Origin of the sequence: Nocardia sp. NPDC051990 (genome assembly GCF_040680755.1) — a bacterium.
Taxonomy (GTDB): Bacteria; Actinomycetota; Actinomycetes; order Mycobacteriales; family Mycobacteriaceae; genus Nocardia.
Map to the genome: position 1 here is coordinate 1 of NZ_JBFAXH010000010.1, position 16,784 is coordinate 16,784.

The following is a 16,784-nucleotide window of genomic DNA, read 5'->3' on the forward strand; positions in this document are numbered from 1 at the left end:
CCTGTCCAGCCTGCGCTACGAAAACGGGCCGTCGAGGCGTTTCTACGACCGCAAACGCGGTGAACGACAGATCCATACCCAAGCCCTGCTAGCCCTTGCCAGACGGCTCGTCGATGTCCTGTGGGCACTGCTGCGCGACGGCCGCGAATTCAGCGTCGAGACCCCGGCCCCGGCGGCCGCTGCGGCTTGACACGATCATTGAGAGTCTTCTTCGGAACCTTGTGCGGTCAGCGCGGATTTCACCGCGGCCGAGCACTGGTTGTCCGCCACCCGTACTTGGGCATGGCACGCTACGGTCGGAACGTGCGCAACGGCACCATCATTTCCGCCGATGTGAGCGAACCATGATGCCCGATCAGCATGGATTCCAGCGGTTCGATGCCGGTGCGCACGACACCGCGCAGACCACGGGCCACGACCACGAGATCGCCGATGCGCTCGGCGATATGCGGTGCCACGGTGGGGCCGAACCAGCCGCGATCGATGGCCTCGGCGCGAGGGATGACATCGAAGTCGGCGCCCAGGTATTCCTGCCAGATCACCGCCACATCGGCGGTCGCGCCGTCGACGGTGAAGACGTGGCGGGCGCGCGGCTCGCCGCCGAGTAGGCGTACGCCCTCGCGCAGTACGTCGGTCTTGTCGTAGTCGACGCGGTCGGCGAGTTCCACCATGCCGTGGTCGGCGGTCACGATGAGCCCAGCATCGGGTGGCAGATGTTCGGCGATGGTCGCGGCCAGCCGGTCGACATGCGCGAGTTCCAAAAGCCAAGCGTCGGACGAGGGCCCGCGCACATGACCGGTCGTGTCGAGGTTGCCGTGGTAGGCGTAGACCAACGAGCGTGGGCCCGCACGCAATGCGGTGGCGACGCTGTCGACGAAATCGCCGACAGAAAAATAGGGGCGGAATTCGCAGCCGCGCAGCACTGCCCTGGTCAGCCCGGACCCCGCCTGTAGATTCGGCGCAACCTGGGCCACCGCGATCCCGTCGGCCGCGGCGCGCTCGAAAACCGTGGCGGCGGGCTGGAATTTCTCGGGCACCAGATCGTGGAGTAGGTCGATCTTCGGTCCCGCGCCGTGGAGCCGCCAGGTCAGCGGGTTCACCAGCTGGTCGTAGCCGGGGACGTGCATGAGGTATCCGGTGAACCCGTGTTCGCCGGGCGGCACACCGACGCCCAGTGAGCTCAGACTGACGGTGGTCGTGCTCGGAAAGCCCGCCGTCAGCGTGCGCTGTGCCAGCGCCGACAGGAATGGCGCCACATCGGAATTCGCGGCGAGCGCATCCGCGCCGAGACCGTCGATCAGCAGTACACAGATCCGGTCGGCGACGACGTCGAGACCGAGCCGGTCGACCTCGCCGGGCACACCGAGCCCGGCCAGGAGGGAGGGGAACAGGTCAGCCAGCGAGCCCGTGCCGTAGTTGGGCGTGATGAACACGAACCCGAGGATACTCAGGCTTGGCCGGTCTCGAATCGACTTATTTTGCCGTCGCGCACAGTGAAGCGCCAAGCCGTGCGCATCGAACCCCAGCGGGTATTCGTATAGTCGGCAACCAGTTCGGTGCCTCCGTCGCCGACGGATTCGACTGCCATGCGTCCATTGCTGCCGAAGATTTCGGAGTCGGTCCACTGGGCGAGATTGCGCTCCACACCGTCGTCGGACATGGTCGCGTCGTCGGTGAGGATGGCGTAGAAGCGATCCTGATCACTGTCGTTGAGCGCGGTGACGAATTCCTGGACCGTCGGATCGAGCTGCTGTGTCATCGGAACATCCCTCTCGAAGAGTGTGGGTGCGTCGGACAGCAAACCTTCGGCTTCACTCTAGTGCCGGGTGTGCTCGCCGGGGTATCACGCGCCGGGGCCGACCAGCGCGGTGAAGGTGCGCATGATGTCCTCGACCAGCGTCGGCACGGTCGTTCCGAGTTGGGTGCTGCGTTTTTCGAGCTGACCGTCCAGCCACAGCGAGGCCATGCCGTGCGCCAGGCTCCACCACATGACGGCCAGGGTGTCAGCCTTATCGGCCGGCAGCAATCCGGCGGCGACGGCTTCGGTGATGGTGCTGGCGAGGACGTCGAACGCCGCATCGCCCGCCGCCCGCGCGTCCGGATGCTTATCGGGTTGCGAAAGTTTGCGGATCGTCGGGTCGGCCGGGTCACCGCGACCGGGTCCGGTACTGGCGGCGGTGGTGACCTTGGCCGGGATGATTTGGGTGGGACTGGCTCTCGCACCGTGCTGATCGACAGTTGGACGCACACGCTGGTAGACAGGAAAGGTGACGGCAGCGCGAGGCACGTTCCGGTTCGGTGTCACTCTGCTTGCTTCGGCTTCACGGGCCGAGTGGATACGAAAGTGTCGCAGGGCCGAAGAACTCGGTTACGACGTCGTCGGTGTGGCCGATCACCTCGGGTTGCCCGCACCGTTTCCGGCCATGATGCTCGCGGCCGAGGCGACCGAACGGGTTCGGCTGACCACCTTCGTATTGAATACGCCGTTCTACAACGCCGCGCTCTTGGCGCGCGAGGCAGCCACAGTCGATCAACTCACCGATGGACGGGTCGAGTTGGGACTCGGAGCCGGATATGTCCAAGAGGAATTCGAAACAGCCGGAATTACTTTCGAGAGCGCGGGCAGGCGGGTCGAGCAGTTGGCGACAACCGCCGCGACTGTGCGGCGGTTGTTCGCCGATCCGGAGTACCAGCCGCGTCCCGCGCAGCCCGCAGGCCCGCCGCTCGTCATCGCTGGTTGGGGCGATCGGCTACTGCGGGTCGCGGCCGACCATGCCGATATCATCGCGCTCCCCGGTGCTGCCCCGGCCTACAACGGTGGACCGCTGCAGTTCGTCGGACTCCACGCCACCGATGCGCGGCTGGCATACCTGCGGGAGTTGCTCGGGGCACGGGCCGAGACTGTCGAACTGAATATCCTGCTGCAGCGCGTAATTCCGCCGGAGGAGCGGTCGGCCGCACTGGATCTGTACGGTCCGCATCTGCCCGCTGACGTCGCCGATCGGCCCGAGGATTTACCCGCATTGCTGATCGGGACGCCGAAGGAAATGGCGCGGCAGTTGGAACAGCGCCGGGAACGGTTCGGATTCAGCTACGTCTCCGTGCTCGAGGGCAGCATGGAGCCGATGGGCGCGGTAATCGAACTGCTGCGCTGAGCGCCGGACACGCCACGCAGCTCACTTCGCGACGTGATGCGCCGCCAGCCAGTCCGCCGCGCGTTTGTGCGAGGCCCGGCTGAGCCAGGCATCCTGGATGACCTCGGCCAACTCCTGCTTACAGAGTTCGCCGATGCGGTTGCCGCGCACCAGCACCGACAGGTGCCCGTCGAAATGCGGGGTGGTGAAGAATGGTGAATCCGGATCCTGCACCAGGGCCAATTTGTCGGACTCCGAGGGCACCCAGATCACGATCACATCGGTATAACGCTCACCGGTGACCGGGTCGAATGCGTCGGGTCGCGGGTTGCGGAAGAACACAAAGGATTTGCCGCCGACCTGGTAAACCGCATTGCCGTGCGGCCCGTCCACCCGGTTGACGAACGGCATGCTGGTGGCCAGTTCGTGCACGTCGGCTACCTTGGCTCGTCGCGAAACCCTCGCCATATCAGCAGCGTAGACCGTACGCGCACACCCCACTTGCATCTTCAATGGAGAACGGGCGATGAACGGGTGATCGGCCAAGGGTCCGCAGCCCTGGGCCGATACCGCGCAGCCCCGCTCTCCCGCTGCAGACCGGGACGGCGGGGGGCCGGCGGCTACCGGCCGGGGAGGAAACGCAAGCTGCGGGCGAGCGTCATCAGCAGCCGCTGCCACGTGTCCCGCGAAAACACCTGTGGCGCATCGAGATTCATGAATCGGGTGACCACAACGGTCTGCGGTTCGGTGAACTTCAGCAGACCGTCCGGACCGTGCCTGCGCCCGACACCGGAGATGCCCATACCGCCCATCGGCGCGGCGGTGGTGCCCCAGGCAGGGGCATAACCCTCGTCGACGCAGACGGTGCCCGCGTGCAGCCGCTCGGCGATCAACTCCCCCGCGGCCTTCGTCTGCGCCCAAACGCTCGCATTCAGACCGTATTCGGTGTCATTGGCCAGGTCGATCGCCTGCTCGACACTGTCTACTGGGTAGATCGAGACAAGCGGACCGAAGGTTTCGTTGCGGCCGCATTCCATCTCGTCGGTGACATCGGCGAGCACGGTGGGTTCGAAGAACAGGGGTCCCAGATCCGGGCGAGCCTTGCCGCCCGTGAGCACCTGAGCGCCTTTGGAGGTGGCGTCGGCGACATGCTTGGAAACGGTCTCCAACTGCGCCTCGGAGATCAGGCTGCCGATATCGGCCGAATAGTCGTAGGCCGCACCGAGTTTCGCAGCCTGAATGGCGGCGACGAACTTCTCGGTGAACTCCGCGGCGACCGCCTTCTCCACATACAGCCGTTCGATCGAGATACACAGCTGACCCGCATTGGAGAAGCAGGCTCGTACCGCGGCCTTGGCGGCCTTATCCAGTTTCGCGCCGCTGGTGACGATCATCGGGTTCTTGCCGCCGAGTTCGGCGGAGAAGCCGATGAGCCTGCGCCCGCACTGTTCGGCCAGGGTGCGCCCGGTCGCAGAGGAGCCGGTGAACATCAGGTAGTCGCAGTTGTCCGCGATGGCGGTGCCGACCACGGTGCCTGGTCCTGGAATGACGGCGAGCAGGTCACGCGGCAATCCGGCCTGGTACAGCAGTTCGGCGCTGGCCAGTGCGGAGAACGGGGTCTGGCTGTCCGGTTTGACGATCACCGCATTGCCCGCGAGCAGCGCCGGGATCGAATCGCCGATGGACAGCAGCATCGGATAGTTCCACGGCGCGACCACACCGACGACGCCCTTGGGCTGGTGGCGCACGGTCGCCCGATTGAGCACCGGGAAGGCGCCGGGCACGCGGTGCGCGTCGAGCAGATCGGGCGCGACCCTGGCGAAATAGCGGGCCGCGAACATCAGGCCCATGATCTCTTCCTGGGCGGCCCAACGCGCCTTACCGGTTTCGGCCTGGATCACATTCATCAGGAATTTGCGCCGTTCGATGACCAGTTCGCGGTATCGTTCGAGCACCGCGGCACGATCCTTGGCCGACCGGGTGGCCCATCGGGCTTGTGCCGCCTTGGCCTTGTCGAATGCGGCCGTCACATCGTCGGCGGTGCCGACCGGCACCGTGCCGAGCGAGTTGCCGGTGAAGGTCTCAGCGATCGTTCTGCGCGCACGAGCGTCCGGATCGGCGATTGCGGCAAGCGAGCTCAGGCGCTCGAAGACGTCGGCATTCGGCGCGGACATCGGTGCCTCCTACTTGTGAGTAACCCCGGGATACACACAACATACGCCGCGCGCGATCGCTGTCATAGCCACTACCCGGGGTTGGCGGATGACGACGCCTATTCGGCGGAAACTGTCACGTTCACGAGACCCGATCTGTCTCATGGGCACCTGAACCCCATCAAGGGAGGAACAATGAATATCGCACTCTGGATCGGGCAAATCGTGCTTGCAGTCGTGTTCACCGCATCCGGGATCGCGAAATCCACCCAGTCCAAGGAGAAGCTGGTCGAGACGGGCCAGACAGGGGTCGCGGTGTACCCGAAGGCGATCGTGCGCATGACCGCCTACGCCGAATTACTCGGCGCCATCGGCATTATCGTCCCATGGTGGACCGGTATCGCACCGGCACTCACCCCGTTGGCTGCGGTCGGATTCGCCATGGTGATGATCGGCGCGATCAGCTCGCACATCCGCCTGCGCGAACCCCGCAATATCGCGATCACCACGACGATCCTGATCATTGCCGTCCTGGTCGCCATCGGCCGCTTCGCGGGACTGTGATCTCGGTCGCGGGTCCACACCGGGCTCGCCACCGAATCGATTCAGGACGCACTCGGGCATCTATTAGCAATGTCAAATCCGGTCCCACTCAGCGGGACTCGGGCAACAAAATGGTCACAACTGGATTAGATTATGGCGATGTTCAGAGCGAGGCTCGGGGTCCGCACGCGGATTCTGGCGATCGCGCTCGTGCCGAGCCTGACACTGCTCGTGGTCGGCGTGGGTGCGGCGGGATATCTGGTGGCCGAGGGGAATAAGGCCAAGGACTGGGCCGCACAGAATCAGCAGGCCATACCCTCCATCCGTGAACTGCTGGCGGCGGTCCAGAGCGAACGTCAGCTGACACTGGCCGCGCTGACCGGCGACGAGACTGCCTCCCCCGCACTCGGTGTGTCCCGGATGCGCCTCGACGGCGCGCTGAAAGGCCTGATCGAGGCCTCCGACGGACTACGGGCCGTGGACGATTCGAAGATCGGCGACAACGCCGCGAACTTCGTGACGCTGTCGACGTCGATAAACCAGCTCCGCGCGCTCACCGATGCCGGTACGTTGCCCGTCCCGGACGCATACAACTTCTACAACCGGCTGCTCGATGTCATCTCCTACGGCACCGAGATCGCCGAGCGGACCGCGCCGGATGCCGAGATCGGCGTGCATATCGCCGACGGTATGCGGATTTTCCTGGTGACCGAGGCGATGTCGCGCAGCACCGCGCTCGGGGGCATGATCGTCAGTGCGAACGGGCCGACTCCCATTCCGCTTGAGGAGTACCTGCATCAGATCGGCTTCTATCACGCCGAGGCCGCCAATCTCGCCGCCGAACTGGATCCCAAGCAGCAGGAGAGCCTGCACACGCTGATGGCGAGCCAGGCCTGGCAACAGGTCACCGCCATGGAAAACGCACTGGCCCAACGCACTATGACGGCGACGAGCGCCACCTCCAGCTCGTCGGCTTCATCCAGCTCGTCCAGCAGCACCACCAAACAGTCGACGTCACCCGCCCTGCCATTGAGCACCCAGGAGTGGCACAGTGCGGCCGCTGAGGTGAACCGCGGGCTGATCGATGTGTGGATCGCCCAGAACAAGTACTCGCAGAAGCTGGCCGAGGACACGGCCGCCGATGCCACCGCGCGATCCGCGTGGGCTGGTGGCGGTGTCGTCGTGGTCAGCCTGCTGGCGTTCGTGATCGCGATCGTACTGGCCAACCGAGTCATCAACCGGCTCAAACGACTTCGCGGTGAAACCCTCGCGCTGGCCGATGAGCGGCTGCCCGAACTGATGCGCCGGCTCGGCGAGGGCGAGCTCATCGATCCGGCGACCGAATCCGCGGAACTGGATTACGGTCACGACGAAATCGGCCAGGTGGCCAAAGCCTTCCAGCACGCGCATGCCGCGGCCGTCGCGGGCGCGGTGACCGAGGCGCGCACCCGTGAGGGTGTGAAGGCGGTGTTCCTGAATATCGCGCACCGCAGCCAGATCGTGGTGCATCGGCAGCTGGAGATCCTCGACAAGGCCGAAGAGCGCCAAGAGGATCCAGCCTTGCTGGACACCCTGTTCCGGCTCGATCACCTCGCCACCCGCGAACGCCGCAATGCCGAGAATCTGATCATTCTCGGTGGCGGTCGGCCAGGTCGGCAGTGGCGCAATCCGGTGCCGCTGATCGATCTGGTGCGCAGTGCGGTCGGCGAAACCCTGGACTACGCACGGGTGCGGGTGTCCCGGCTGCCCGAAACCCACGTGCTCGGCGCGGTGGTGGCCGACCTCATCCATCTGCTCGCCGAACTGGTGGACAATGCGACCTCGTTCTCGCCGCCGCAGTCGCGGGTCGAGGTGAGCGGCAATGTCGTTGGCAAGGGCGTGGTCATCGAGATCAGCGATCAGGGCATGGGCATGACCGAGTCCGAAATCGCGCGGGTCAACGAGATGCTGTGCAATCCACCGGATTTCGGTGTCGCGGCGCTGTCCTCGGATTCCCGGCTCGGCCTGTTCGTAGTCGCGCAGCTGGCCCACAGACATGGGGTATCGGTCCGGCTGTCGGAGTCCGACTACGGCGGCATCCGCGCCATCGTACTCATCCCGTCGGCCCTGCTCGCCAATGAACAAGCCGCTCTGACATCGGATCCCGAGCCGCTGGAATCGGCACGCAGCCGACGGCATCCGATCCCCTTCGTCGACTCCTCCCCCTTCGGTGGCGCCGAAACCGAATCCGCGGTGCTCACCGCGCCGCCGCCGGCACCACCTGCCGTCGAGGCACCGGCGCCGGGTCCCGCGTTCGAGGCACCCCAACCGACCCCGGCGGACACCAGGCCCGCGCTGCCGCGCCGCCACCGGCAGGCAAGCATCGCACCGCAATTGGCGCAGCCGGCGCCGGCCGAGCCGGCAGCGGAGCAGCCGCCGGAGCGGGAACGTTCGGCGGAGCAGGCCCGAGATCTGATGGCCGCCATCGAGAACGGGACCAGGCAGGGCCGCCGCGCCATCCACGATGCCGTGCTGCCCGAGGTGGCGGCCGCCGAGCAATTCGGCATACTTCAGGCACCGAGCGGTAAACACTCGGACGAACAGGAAGGCAACGGTGACTTCTTCCAGCCCCGGTGATCTCAACTGGCTGCTCGACGATCTCGTCGATCGGCTGGCCGGCGTGCGCTATGCGGTGGTGCTGTCCACCGACGGGCTGCTGCTCGGCCGTTCCACCGCCATGACCCGCGAGGACGCTGAACATTTCGCCGCCATGTCCTCCACCCTCTACGGTCTGGCCCGCAGTGCGGGCAGCCGTTTCGACGGCGGCGGGGTCCGCCAGGCCGTGATCGAACTCGATCGTGCGGTACTGTTCGTGACCTCTGCGGGCGACAACGCCTGCCTGGCACTCCAGGCGGCCGAATCGGCCAATCTCGGGATGGTCGCCTATGAAATGAATGTCACCGTCCAACGCGTCGGCACCTTTCTATCCACCCCTGCGCGCTTACCATGACGCAGGGCGGTGGGCAATGGTTCGACGATGAGGCCGGTCCACTGGTCCGGCCCTATGCGGTCACCCGCGGACGGGTGATGGGGGCAGGCCATGACCTGGACATGCTCACCGTAGTTGTCACAGCCGATCCGCCGCCCACACTGCGGCGGACCGATCCGGAATATGCGAACATCGTGCGGCTGTGCCGTGCGCCGCAGTCGGTCGCCGAAGTGGCGGCCTATCTGAAACTTCCCTTGGCGGTGACCAAGATTCTCGTCGGCGATCTGATCGGCGAGGGCCACTTGATCTTCCGGGCGCCGGTGCAGCCGGAGGCGGGTCCCGGCGATCTCAACATATTGCGAGCGGTACTGGATGGCATCCGAAAGCTTTGATCCGACCCGGCCCGGTGCGACACCGCAGCTGGCAGCCTCGGTCAAGATTCTCATCGCCGGTGGTTTCGGCGTCGGCAAGACGACCATGGTGTCGGCGATCAGCGAGGTCGCGCCGCTGCGCACCGAGGAGTTGATCACTGAGGTCAGCACCGGGGTCGACGACCTGTCCGGCGTTGAACAGAAGACCACGACAACGGTCGCGCTGGACTTCGGCCGCATCACCATCGACCGTGACCTGGTGCTCTACCTGTTCGGCACGCCGGGGCAGGACCGGTTCTGGTTTCTCTGGGACGAACTGTCCCGCGGCGCGTTGGGCGCGGTCGTGCTCGCCGACACCCGTCGGCTCAGCAATTCCTTTGCGGCCGTGGACTTCTTCGAACGCCGCGGGCTGACGTTCACGGTCGCGGTCAATTGTTTCGAGGGCGCACCGGTATACACGGTCGACGAGGTTCGCGACGCGCTCGATCTCGACGATCACATCCCGGTAATGCTGTGCGACGCCCGTGACCGCGCCTCTTGCAAAGAGGTGCTGCTGAACCTGGTGCAGCACCTCATCGAACGGGCGGGGCGGGCCCCGGTCGCGACCTGATGGCGGTTACCGGGATTCCAGCTCGGTGCTGATGTGGTGGCCGGTGATACCGTCGACGCCGTTCAACCGCACCAGCTTCAACGCCCTGACGTGCTACGGGCCGCGATCATCGGCGGATCCGCAAGACGACTGCGATCCTGAGAAGCCGGAATGTCCTGGCCATTCGAGCTGCGTCATGTGCAAGGCTGTGACCAGCCGCAGTGCGTCGGACTATGCCCGCCAAAGGTGGGGTCCAGAGTTGTTGTCTTCCTGCTGGATACGCTCGCGAATGCCGTCCACCGACCGCTCGGGCGGTATACGCTCGGGCCAGAAGATCGCGCCGATGATCACCGCTGGAGGCGCTGCCAGCGCCCCCGCTCTGGGCCGGGCAATGCCGCCAGGGGCACCGGTCGGCCGGGTGGCTGGCATCGAGGCTACGGAAGGTGCACCCGGAAATGACGGCTGGGGGGCGACGCGTAGAACCTTTCGCCGGGCAGTATGACCGGGATCAGGATCGTTCGCTCTCATCGACCAAATACAGGTAGCTCATGCGAAAGGGTTGCATCAGGGCGCACATGAATTCGGGGCCATTTTCGCGCATGGCCCATCTCGGCTGCCACCCGGGCGGGGCGAGCCCCCGCAGTCCATCCGCAATCCGATCGGCCAACCCCGCGAGATCCTCACCCCCGAACCCGATCACGACACACCCCCAAGTCGGCGAACCCCGAATACGCAGGCGGCCCTGCAACACCGACCCACAACCTCGACCGTGGCAATTCCCACAATCACCTCGATCGGTTGGTCATCAAGATCGAATCGCACTCAAATCGAAGATTTCGCAATCGACGCCCGAATGTCATAAAGTGCGGATGCTCGGGACGCACGGTCAATCATGGTTGTGCTCCGCCTCGACCACAGCATGGTTCAATGACACTTCTATCGAAGTGGTCACCCAAAATCCGCACCGATAGTATCGCAATACACTCACTTTTGCCCACCTGACTTCGCATATATCAGTGGGATTGTGGCGGGGACCAACGGCGCCGCGCATCCGTATGTTGATGTCGAAATATACGTAAGTACGTTCGGCACGGCGGTCAACAGTGTCGAGTCGTGATTCAGGGTAATTCCCGACGGTGGTGGGTGGCGCTATATCGGCCGTGATCGTTGATCCCGTCAATCCCAATGTGGAGAAATAACAACTCGTGGTTGAGGAATCACTGCTGATCCGAGATGCAGCTGCTCGGCGAATACATGACTCTCGACCGAACTATCGCGTCAGCCGCCGCTTCGGGCGACGTCGGTCACGCCTCGCCGCGTTCGTCGACGATGCCGGCTGTCAATGGCCAGTAGGTTCGTTAGCTGGAAAGCTTGTGTCGCATTCGCCGCACCATCATTCGCCGATTCACGCTTGATGCCACCAGGAGATGAAAAGCAGCACGCCACCGGCGCCTAGTAGCAGCGATACCGGAATCGGCCACCACGGGCCGCGCCGCCCGAGCAACCGGCGGGTCAGGCGCACTTGCACCGCACCGAGTCCCGCCAGTACCAGTCCCCAGACGGGGAGTAGCCCGACCCCGAGCAGCGCGTGTACCGCCCAGGCAACGGCCAGCGTCGGACCACCCCACGAGTGTTCGAGATCGTTGCCCGCGACGAGCGGATAGAAAATCCCGCGCACCGCGGCGATAGTCGCCAGGAAGGCCAGAAACCAGGTGAGCAGGCCGAGTGCACCGGCCAGCACCGAATGCACAACCGCCGGCACCGCCAAAGCATCGCGTGGTGCGATGAAGATGCCGAGCAGCCGGCGCGGGACCCGAAACCGGCTCGCGATGGGGCCGAGAGCGATCACCGGCGCAACCAATGCGTATGCGGCCCAACGCAACATTGAGCGAACCGTGGTCATGCCATCGACCGTATCCCGCGCGGCGGATACGCGGACACCTCAGGCCAATCGGCCAGCATCGACCAGGTCATCGAACAGCAGCTGATCGACCGGCGGCACCAGCGCGCGATCCGCGTAGCAGAACCACGCGACCTCTTCGATCTCGCTACTGGCCGCGAGGGTGCCATGATAGTCGGCGGTATAGCAGCTCATTCGAACGACCACGTCACTGGCGGGTCCGTGCAGTGCGGCCTCGTACGTGCCGACGTGGGCGACGGTTTCCGGAAGCAGCGCGACGGTCAACTCCTCTTCGATCTCGCGCAGTAGCGTCTGCAGATCGGACTCCGCGCCCTCACGCTTCCCGCCCGGGATGTAGAAGATGTCCTTGCCCTTGGGGCGCGCACACAGGATGCGGCCGCCCTCGATGCGCACCCACGCGACCGTGTCGATCAGCTTCCGCACTCGCCCATCCGCCACCGCCGCAGCCTAATGGACGGATCGATCAGTGGGCGTGCTGGAGGTCGGTGGGCAGGATGGAGCGTCCGCCCATCGCACCTGGACCATCGACGGGGCGCAGGTCGCACCCGCGTACCCGTTCACCGCATTCGGCGCAGACCGGTTCGAGCACCGTGGTCTTACCGCAGGATTCGTGCACGGCCTGCACCGACGGGCCGTCAGGCGCGGCCCACTCGTCACCCCATTGCCGCATGGCATCGACCACGAGCCAGAGCGAGCGGCCCCTTGGGGTCAGTTGGTAGTCGTAGCGGACCGGATTCTCCTGGTAAGGCACCTTGACCATGATGTCGTGCGCGACCAGGTGTTCCAGGCGCTGGGTCAGCACATTGCGGGCGATGCCAAGGCGTGCGCGGAAGTCGTCGAAGCGGGTCACGCCGAAGAGTGCGTCACGCACGATCAGCAGCGTCCACCACTCGCCCACGGCCTCCAGACACTGGGCGACCGAGCAGTTCATCTCGTCGAAGCTGGTCCTGCGCATGCGCCTCAGCATAGTCGGTTGCTTCAAAGAACTCACCAACCTGCGGCTCGTTTCATGATGCAACTGACTCGTCTGACCGCCGCCGTGGCGGTAGCAACGGGGCCGATCGGACTCGGCACCCGGATGCCGAACCCCACCAGACGGCGGGATTCCCTCGAGAACAACCGGAAACACCAGCGCCATCGGTGTTGACCTCCTCAGGGCCCGCCGAGGTGTGATTACTACGCCACGCGGACGGTGAATCCGGTGTGGCCCACGGCGGCCGCCACGTGGTCGGCGGCGGCCTTCAGCTCGCGGGTCGGAGGTAGGGAGCCGTCGAAGGTGGTGACGGATAGATCGTTGGCGTTGGTCTCCCAGGTGCCTGCGATGCGGCCGTCGACGACCAGGATGGGAGAGATCCAGCCCGCTGCCCGGCTTACTCGGGAGCGATGTTCGGCGGGGAGCAGTTCGGTGTCGCCGGTGCCCGGCCCGAGGACGTATTGGTCGAAGGCACCCAGCAGGTGCACCGAGGTACGTGTCGGTTCCGTGGCGGTCAGTTCGTCGGCGTGTTCGGTGAGAATGTAGGCGCGCCGACCCGCGATATCGACCTCGGTGAGCGCGTCCCCGAGTTCCGAGAACCACCGGCGCACCGTCGTTTTCGCGAGACTGTTGCGACTGAGCCAGGCATCGAAAGATTCCGGTGTGGCCGGGCCATACGCACCGAGATAACCGGTAATCGCGATGGGCGCGGCGGCGTCCGGTTCGAGCAGGCCGCGCCAGCCATCGATCAGATGGGCCGGGCTGGTGAAGGTGACCCGATTCCCTTGCGCTGGACCGTGACACAGCGCCCCCTGCCAAGCCAGCGGCTTGAGCAGCGCGCCCCAACCGGAGCGCAATTCCGCGCCCAGCCGATGGAATGCGGGGTTGGCGAGCAGCGCGTCGACCAGTTCGTCCCGGCTGAGCACCGCGCCATCGAGCACCTGCGCCACCGCATCGGTCAGCGCCGCGACCTCCGCGGGCGACGCCCCGAATGTGCGCTGCCAGGCGGGCTTTTCCCAGGTGCGGGCGGAACCGATCAAGGACAGAATGGCGGCCGCCATTCCAGGGGTGAGCACGTGCAGAGTTCCGCGCATTGCCCAGGTTTTCATCAGGGTGCCGACCACCAACTCCGGCAGTAGCGCACCCGGATCGGGTTTGCTGCGCCGCAGTGCCACCGCGAGATCCGCGGCCGCGGTCACCTGGGCCTGCACACCGCACAGGCGCTCGACGATCTCGGTGGTAGCGACATCGTTGGGTGACGTGACGAATTGCCTGCGTAACCGCCAAGCGAAAACCTGTTCCCAGGTGACGTGCACCTATGCCCTCCCAACCTCTTACCGGATCCGGTGCGGTGCCGGATTCATCCCAGCACTGTGCTGCAGAACAGTACTCCGACCGCGATTTCCAGTAGACCGACCACCGTCGCGGCCATCACGGCGAGCAATGCAGTCCAGTTCGTCGCTCGACGGACCACTCCGACCGGTGCGACCAACCGCTCGGCTCGAACCAGTACGGCGGTAGCAGCGGCACTCAACGCGCCCGCCGGGAGCGGTTCGGTCGCCCCGACGATCGCGAGCAGACCCTCGAGCAGCGGCTCTCGCCCGTGCCTGCGCGCCGCCGTATCGTCGGCGCACATCTCGAGCAGTCGGCCGATTTCCTGCTCCCCGTCGGTCACCAGACGCATCCCGGGCAGGGCGATCGCGATACCGCGCAGGAAGCGGAGCAGTCCGGCATGTCGTTCGCTCAGATGTGCGTGCTCGTGGGCAAGCACCGCGGCGAGCTGCTGCTCGGTCAGCGCGTCGACGGCCGCGCTGGTGACCACGATGGTGTCGGGCGGTCCGGCCACGCAATAGGCTTGGCGTTCCGGCGAATCCAGCACGACGGCGCCGATACCGGGCACATGTCGACCGACCATGCGAACGGCCCGCGCGTGTGCGATGGTTCTGCGTCGCATCTGCAGCATCGCCCGTGTGACATGTGTCAGGATGCCGAGGAGCGCGGCGGCGACCAGGGCCGCGCTGGCGAGGGTGCCCAATTGGACCAGCAGGCCATCGTGTAGGCGTATCGGCGTGGCCAGCGCGGCGTAGCAGTCGTGCAGCATATCGGCGGGATGCCAGTAGGTGGCGAATTCGACGATCAGCATGCCGGACGCGATGGCCCACGCACCCAGTGCGCCCGCGATCGCGACCAGCCAGGCGAGCACCCCGAGCCGCGGTGCGACGCCGCGCCAGGTGAGTCTGCGCAGCACGGTCGGACCGAAGGTGGCCACCATGCTCCCGTAGATCATCAGGCTGACGGCTACGTTCACGGCGCCTCAGGGGTTTTGCGTGAGCTGAGCCGACGCAGCGCGGCACGCAGTCCGGCCGACTCCTCCGCACTGATCCGATCGACGAAATGGCTGAGCACCAGATCCGAGCGACCGCCGGAGCCGAGGGCCTCGAGCATGAGTCGCGCGCTGTGTTCCTCGCGGGTGAGCGTCGGCCAATATCGATATGCCTTGCCCGCGCGATCGCGTGCCAACCAGCCCTTGCGGTGCAGATTGTCCATGGTCGACATGACCGTCGTGTAGGCAATATCGCGTTCGGCGGCCAGTTCGTCGAAGATTTCGCGGACCGTTGTGGTTTCCGCGTCCCGGTCCCAAATGCGGTCCATGATCACCGCCTCCAAATCCCCGAATCCACGCACGATGCCGACTCCCTCATCAACTGACTGGACATCTCTGAAGTTCCAGGGTAACTGGCTCGGATTATGACTACGTAGTCATACCGTAGATCTGCGCTGGATATGTCGGATATCCCGAGCATGCGGAACTCCAGTATCGCCAGCTCAGGGAGATCTCGGCCTCGGGCATAGAGTGCTGCGGTGGACGTGGTGGTCGCTGTCGTGGGAATCGTCGTCGGTGCGGGAATCGTCGTTGCGGGAGTGGTCGGCGCGCACTGGTATCTCTGGCGGCGGCTCGTATGGGAGACGACGGAGCGTGGGTCGATCGCCCGCCGGACGGGGACCGGGGTGATCGTCGCGGGGACAGCGCTGTTGATCGGCGCATTCGTATCCGAATCGGCCGGGGTTCCGTTCCTGATCACCCAGATAATCGCGTGGCCCGGTTATCTGTGGGGCGCGCTGTTCCTCTATCTCGTGCTCTGGCTTTTGGTGGGCGAGCTGGTCCGGCCACTGCTCCGGCGCTGGATCACGCATTCGAGCAGGTCCGAGGCCGCGGTCACGGAGGTGCGGGTTCCGGAAACCGCGCCGCGAGACGATCCCGTGCCGGTTTCCCGGCGACTCTTCGTCTCTCGTGCGGTCGGCGCCGCGGCAACGCTGGCGGCCGTGACCACCATCGGCTACGGCACCAACGGCGTGCTGAGCGGCCCACGAGTGAAGCAGTTGACAGTACCGCTGGCCAAGCTGCCGCGTGCCGCACACGGCTACCGGATCGCCGTAGTCAGTGATATGCATCTCGGCCCCATTCTGGGCCGCGGGTTCGCCGAGCGAGTGGTGGAGACGATCAACGGCACCCAGCCGGATCTCATTGCGGTGGTGGGCGATCTGGTCGACGGTAGCGTCGAACACCTGCGCTCGGCGGTCGAACCGCTGTCGCGCTTGCACGCGCGTCACGGTGCCTATTTCGTCACCGGCAACCACGAGTACTTCTCCGGCGCCGAACAATGGATCGAGCACGTGCAGGAACTCGGACTGCGGCTCCTGACGAACAGCCGAACCGAACTACCGCATTTCGACCTCGCCGGTGTCAACGATCTTCAGGGTGAACGTATCGGGCAGGGTCCGGATTTCGCCGCCGCGCTCGGGGACCGTGATCTCGCGCGTACCGCGGTACTGCTGGCGCATCAGCCGGTGCAAATCCACGATGCGGTCGAGTTCGGCGTCGACCTGCAACTGTCCGGCCATACCCACGGCGGTCAGCTATGGCCCGGCAATTTCATTGCGGGCCTGGCCAATCCGACCGTCGCAGGCCTTGAGCGCTACGGTGACACCCAGCTCTACGTCACCCGCGGCGCCGGCGCGTGGGGACCCCCGGTCCGCGTCGGCGCCCCCTCCGATATCACGGTGATCGAGCTGGCGTCGAAACAGGCGTGACCGGACCGCCGGCTCGACGCTGACACCGACCAGGCCGCTT

The 16,784-nt window shown here is 65.5% G+C and carries 18 protein-coding genes and 1 pseudogene; 8 read left to right on the forward strand and 11 right to left on the reverse strand.

The features are described from left to right. Positions 1–190 (forward strand): annotated as a pseudogene (locus AB0L63_RS19530) (IS110 family transposase); the annotation flags it as partial. A 100-nt stretch (positions 191–290) separates the two neighbouring features. Here AB0L63_RS19530 and AB0L63_RS19535 read toward each other — a convergent pair. The 3 genes from AB0L63_RS19535 to AB0L63_RS19545 all read right to left on the reverse strand — a co-directional run bounded on the left by AB0L63_RS19535 (position 291) and on the right by AB0L63_RS19545 (position 2,248). Next, the gene (locus AB0L63_RS19535) at positions 291–1,433 is read right to left on the reverse strand and encodes an alkaline phosphatase family protein (RefSeq protein WP_364502504.1); all 1,143 of its coding nucleotides are present in this window, start codon (positions 1,431–1,433) and stop codon (positions 291–293) included. Between the two features lie 14 nt (positions 1,434–1,447). Next, on the reverse strand, positions 1,448–1,759 hold the full coding sequence (locus tag AB0L63_RS19540) for a nuclear transport factor 2 family protein (protein ID WP_364502507.1): 312 nt from the start codon (positions 1,757–1,759) through the stop codon (positions 1,448–1,450). An 84-nt stretch (positions 1,760–1,843) separates the two neighbouring features. After that, positions 1,844–2,248, reverse strand: coding sequence for a TetR-like C-terminal domain-containing protein (locus AB0L63_RS19545; RefSeq protein ID WP_364502509.1), 405 nt, complete (start codon positions 2,246–2,248; stop codon positions 1,844–1,846). A 19-nt stretch (positions 2,249–2,267) separates the two neighbouring features. Here AB0L63_RS19545 and AB0L63_RS19550 point away from each other — a divergent pair, with 19 nt between their 5' ends. Then, complete coding sequence (locus AB0L63_RS19550; protein WP_364502512.1) at positions 2,268–3,155, forward strand: TIGR03621 family F420-dependent LLM class oxidoreductase; 888 nt, start codon at positions 2,268–2,270, stop codon at positions 3,153–3,155. 21 nt (positions 3,156–3,176) lie between these two features. Here AB0L63_RS19550 and AB0L63_RS19555 read toward each other — a convergent pair whose 3' ends face one another. Next, positions 3,177–3,602, reverse strand: coding sequence for a hypothetical protein (locus tag AB0L63_RS19555; RefSeq protein ID WP_364502514.1), 426 nt, complete (start codon positions 3,600–3,602; stop codon positions 3,177–3,179). A 152-nt stretch (positions 3,603–3,754) separates the two neighbouring features. Beyond that, entirely contained in the window at positions 3,755–5,308 is a 1,554-nt protein-coding gene (locus tag AB0L63_RS19560; protein ID WP_364502517.1) for a succinic semialdehyde dehydrogenase, read from the reverse strand. Between the two features lie 174 nt (positions 5,309–5,482). Here AB0L63_RS19560 and AB0L63_RS19565 point away from each other — a divergent pair, with 174 nt between their 5' ends. The 5 genes from AB0L63_RS19565 to AB0L63_RS19585 all read left to right on the forward strand — a co-directional run bounded on the left by AB0L63_RS19565 (position 5,483) and on the right by AB0L63_RS19585 (position 9,779). After that, positions 5,483–5,851, forward strand: a complete 369-nt coding sequence (locus AB0L63_RS19565; protein ID WP_364502520.1) for a DoxX family protein — start codon at positions 5,483–5,485, stop codon at positions 5,849–5,851. Positions 5,852–5,989: 138 nt separating this feature from the next. Further along, positions 5,990–8,446: an ATP-binding protein gene (locus AB0L63_RS19570; RefSeq protein ID WP_364502523.1), complete on the forward strand. Its 2,457-nt coding sequence runs from the start codon at positions 5,990–5,992 to the stop codon at positions 8,444–8,446. Next, complete coding sequence (locus tag AB0L63_RS19575) at positions 8,424–8,819, forward strand: roadblock/LC7 domain-containing protein (RefSeq protein WP_364502526.1); 396 nt, start codon at positions 8,424–8,426, stop codon at positions 8,817–8,819. The genes AB0L63_RS19570 and AB0L63_RS19575 overlap by 23 nt, the downstream gene beginning before the upstream one ends. Beyond that, positions 8,816–9,190: a DUF742 domain-containing protein gene (locus tag AB0L63_RS19580; RefSeq protein ID WP_364502529.1), complete on the forward strand. Its 375-nt coding sequence runs from the start codon at positions 8,816–8,818 to the stop codon at positions 9,188–9,190. Before AB0L63_RS19575 ends, AB0L63_RS19580 begins: the two co-directional genes overlap by 4 nt. Then, positions 9,171–9,779: an ATP/GTP-binding protein gene (locus AB0L63_RS19585; RefSeq protein WP_364502531.1), complete on the forward strand. Its 609-nt coding sequence runs from the start codon at positions 9,171–9,173 to the stop codon at positions 9,777–9,779. Before AB0L63_RS19580 ends, AB0L63_RS19585 begins: the two co-directional genes overlap by 20 nt. A 1,384-nt stretch (positions 9,780–11,163) precedes the next feature. On the opposite strand, the gene AB0L63_RS19590 is transcribed toward AB0L63_RS19585, so the two are convergent. From AB0L63_RS19590 to AB0L63_RS19615, 6 genes are all read right to left on the reverse strand, one after another. Further along, positions 11,164–11,661, reverse strand: a complete 498-nt coding sequence (locus tag AB0L63_RS19590) for a hypothetical protein (RefSeq protein WP_364502534.1) — start codon at positions 11,659–11,661, stop codon at positions 11,164–11,166. Between the two features lie 39 nt (positions 11,662–11,700). Next, positions 11,701–12,117 carry an NUDIX domain-containing protein gene (locus AB0L63_RS19595; RefSeq protein WP_364502537.1) on the reverse strand — a complete coding sequence of 139 codons (417 nt, stop codon included), beginning with the start codon at positions 12,115–12,117 and terminating at the stop codon, positions 11,701–11,703. 25 nt (positions 12,118–12,142) lie between these two features. Next, a complete protein-coding gene (locus tag AB0L63_RS19600; RefSeq protein WP_364502540.1) occupies positions 12,143–12,634 on the reverse strand; it encodes a helix-turn-helix domain-containing protein in 492 nt (163 codons plus the stop codon). Between the two features lie 221 nt (positions 12,635–12,855). Then, entirely contained in the window at positions 12,856–13,968 is a 1,113-nt protein-coding gene (locus AB0L63_RS19605) for a winged helix DNA-binding domain-containing protein (protein ID WP_364502542.1), read from the reverse strand. A 44-nt stretch (positions 13,969–14,012) separates the two neighbouring features. Then, positions 14,013–14,960, reverse strand: a complete 948-nt coding sequence (locus AB0L63_RS19610) for a M56 family metallopeptidase (protein WP_364502544.1) — start codon at positions 14,958–14,960, stop codon at positions 14,013–14,015. Further along, a complete protein-coding gene (locus AB0L63_RS19615) occupies positions 14,957–15,340 on the reverse strand; it encodes a BlaI/MecI/CopY family transcriptional regulator (protein ID WP_364502903.1) in 384 nt (127 codons plus the stop codon). The genes AB0L63_RS19610 and AB0L63_RS19615 overlap by 4 nt, the downstream gene beginning before the upstream one ends. Positions 15,341–15,514: 174 nt before the next feature. On the opposite strand from AB0L63_RS19615, the gene AB0L63_RS19620 reads away from it, so the two are divergent. Beyond that, positions 15,515–16,744, forward strand: a complete 1,230-nt coding sequence (locus AB0L63_RS19620) for a metallophosphoesterase (protein WP_364502547.1) — start codon at positions 15,515–15,517, stop codon at positions 16,742–16,744. Positions 16,745–16,784 lie beyond the last annotated feature (40 nt).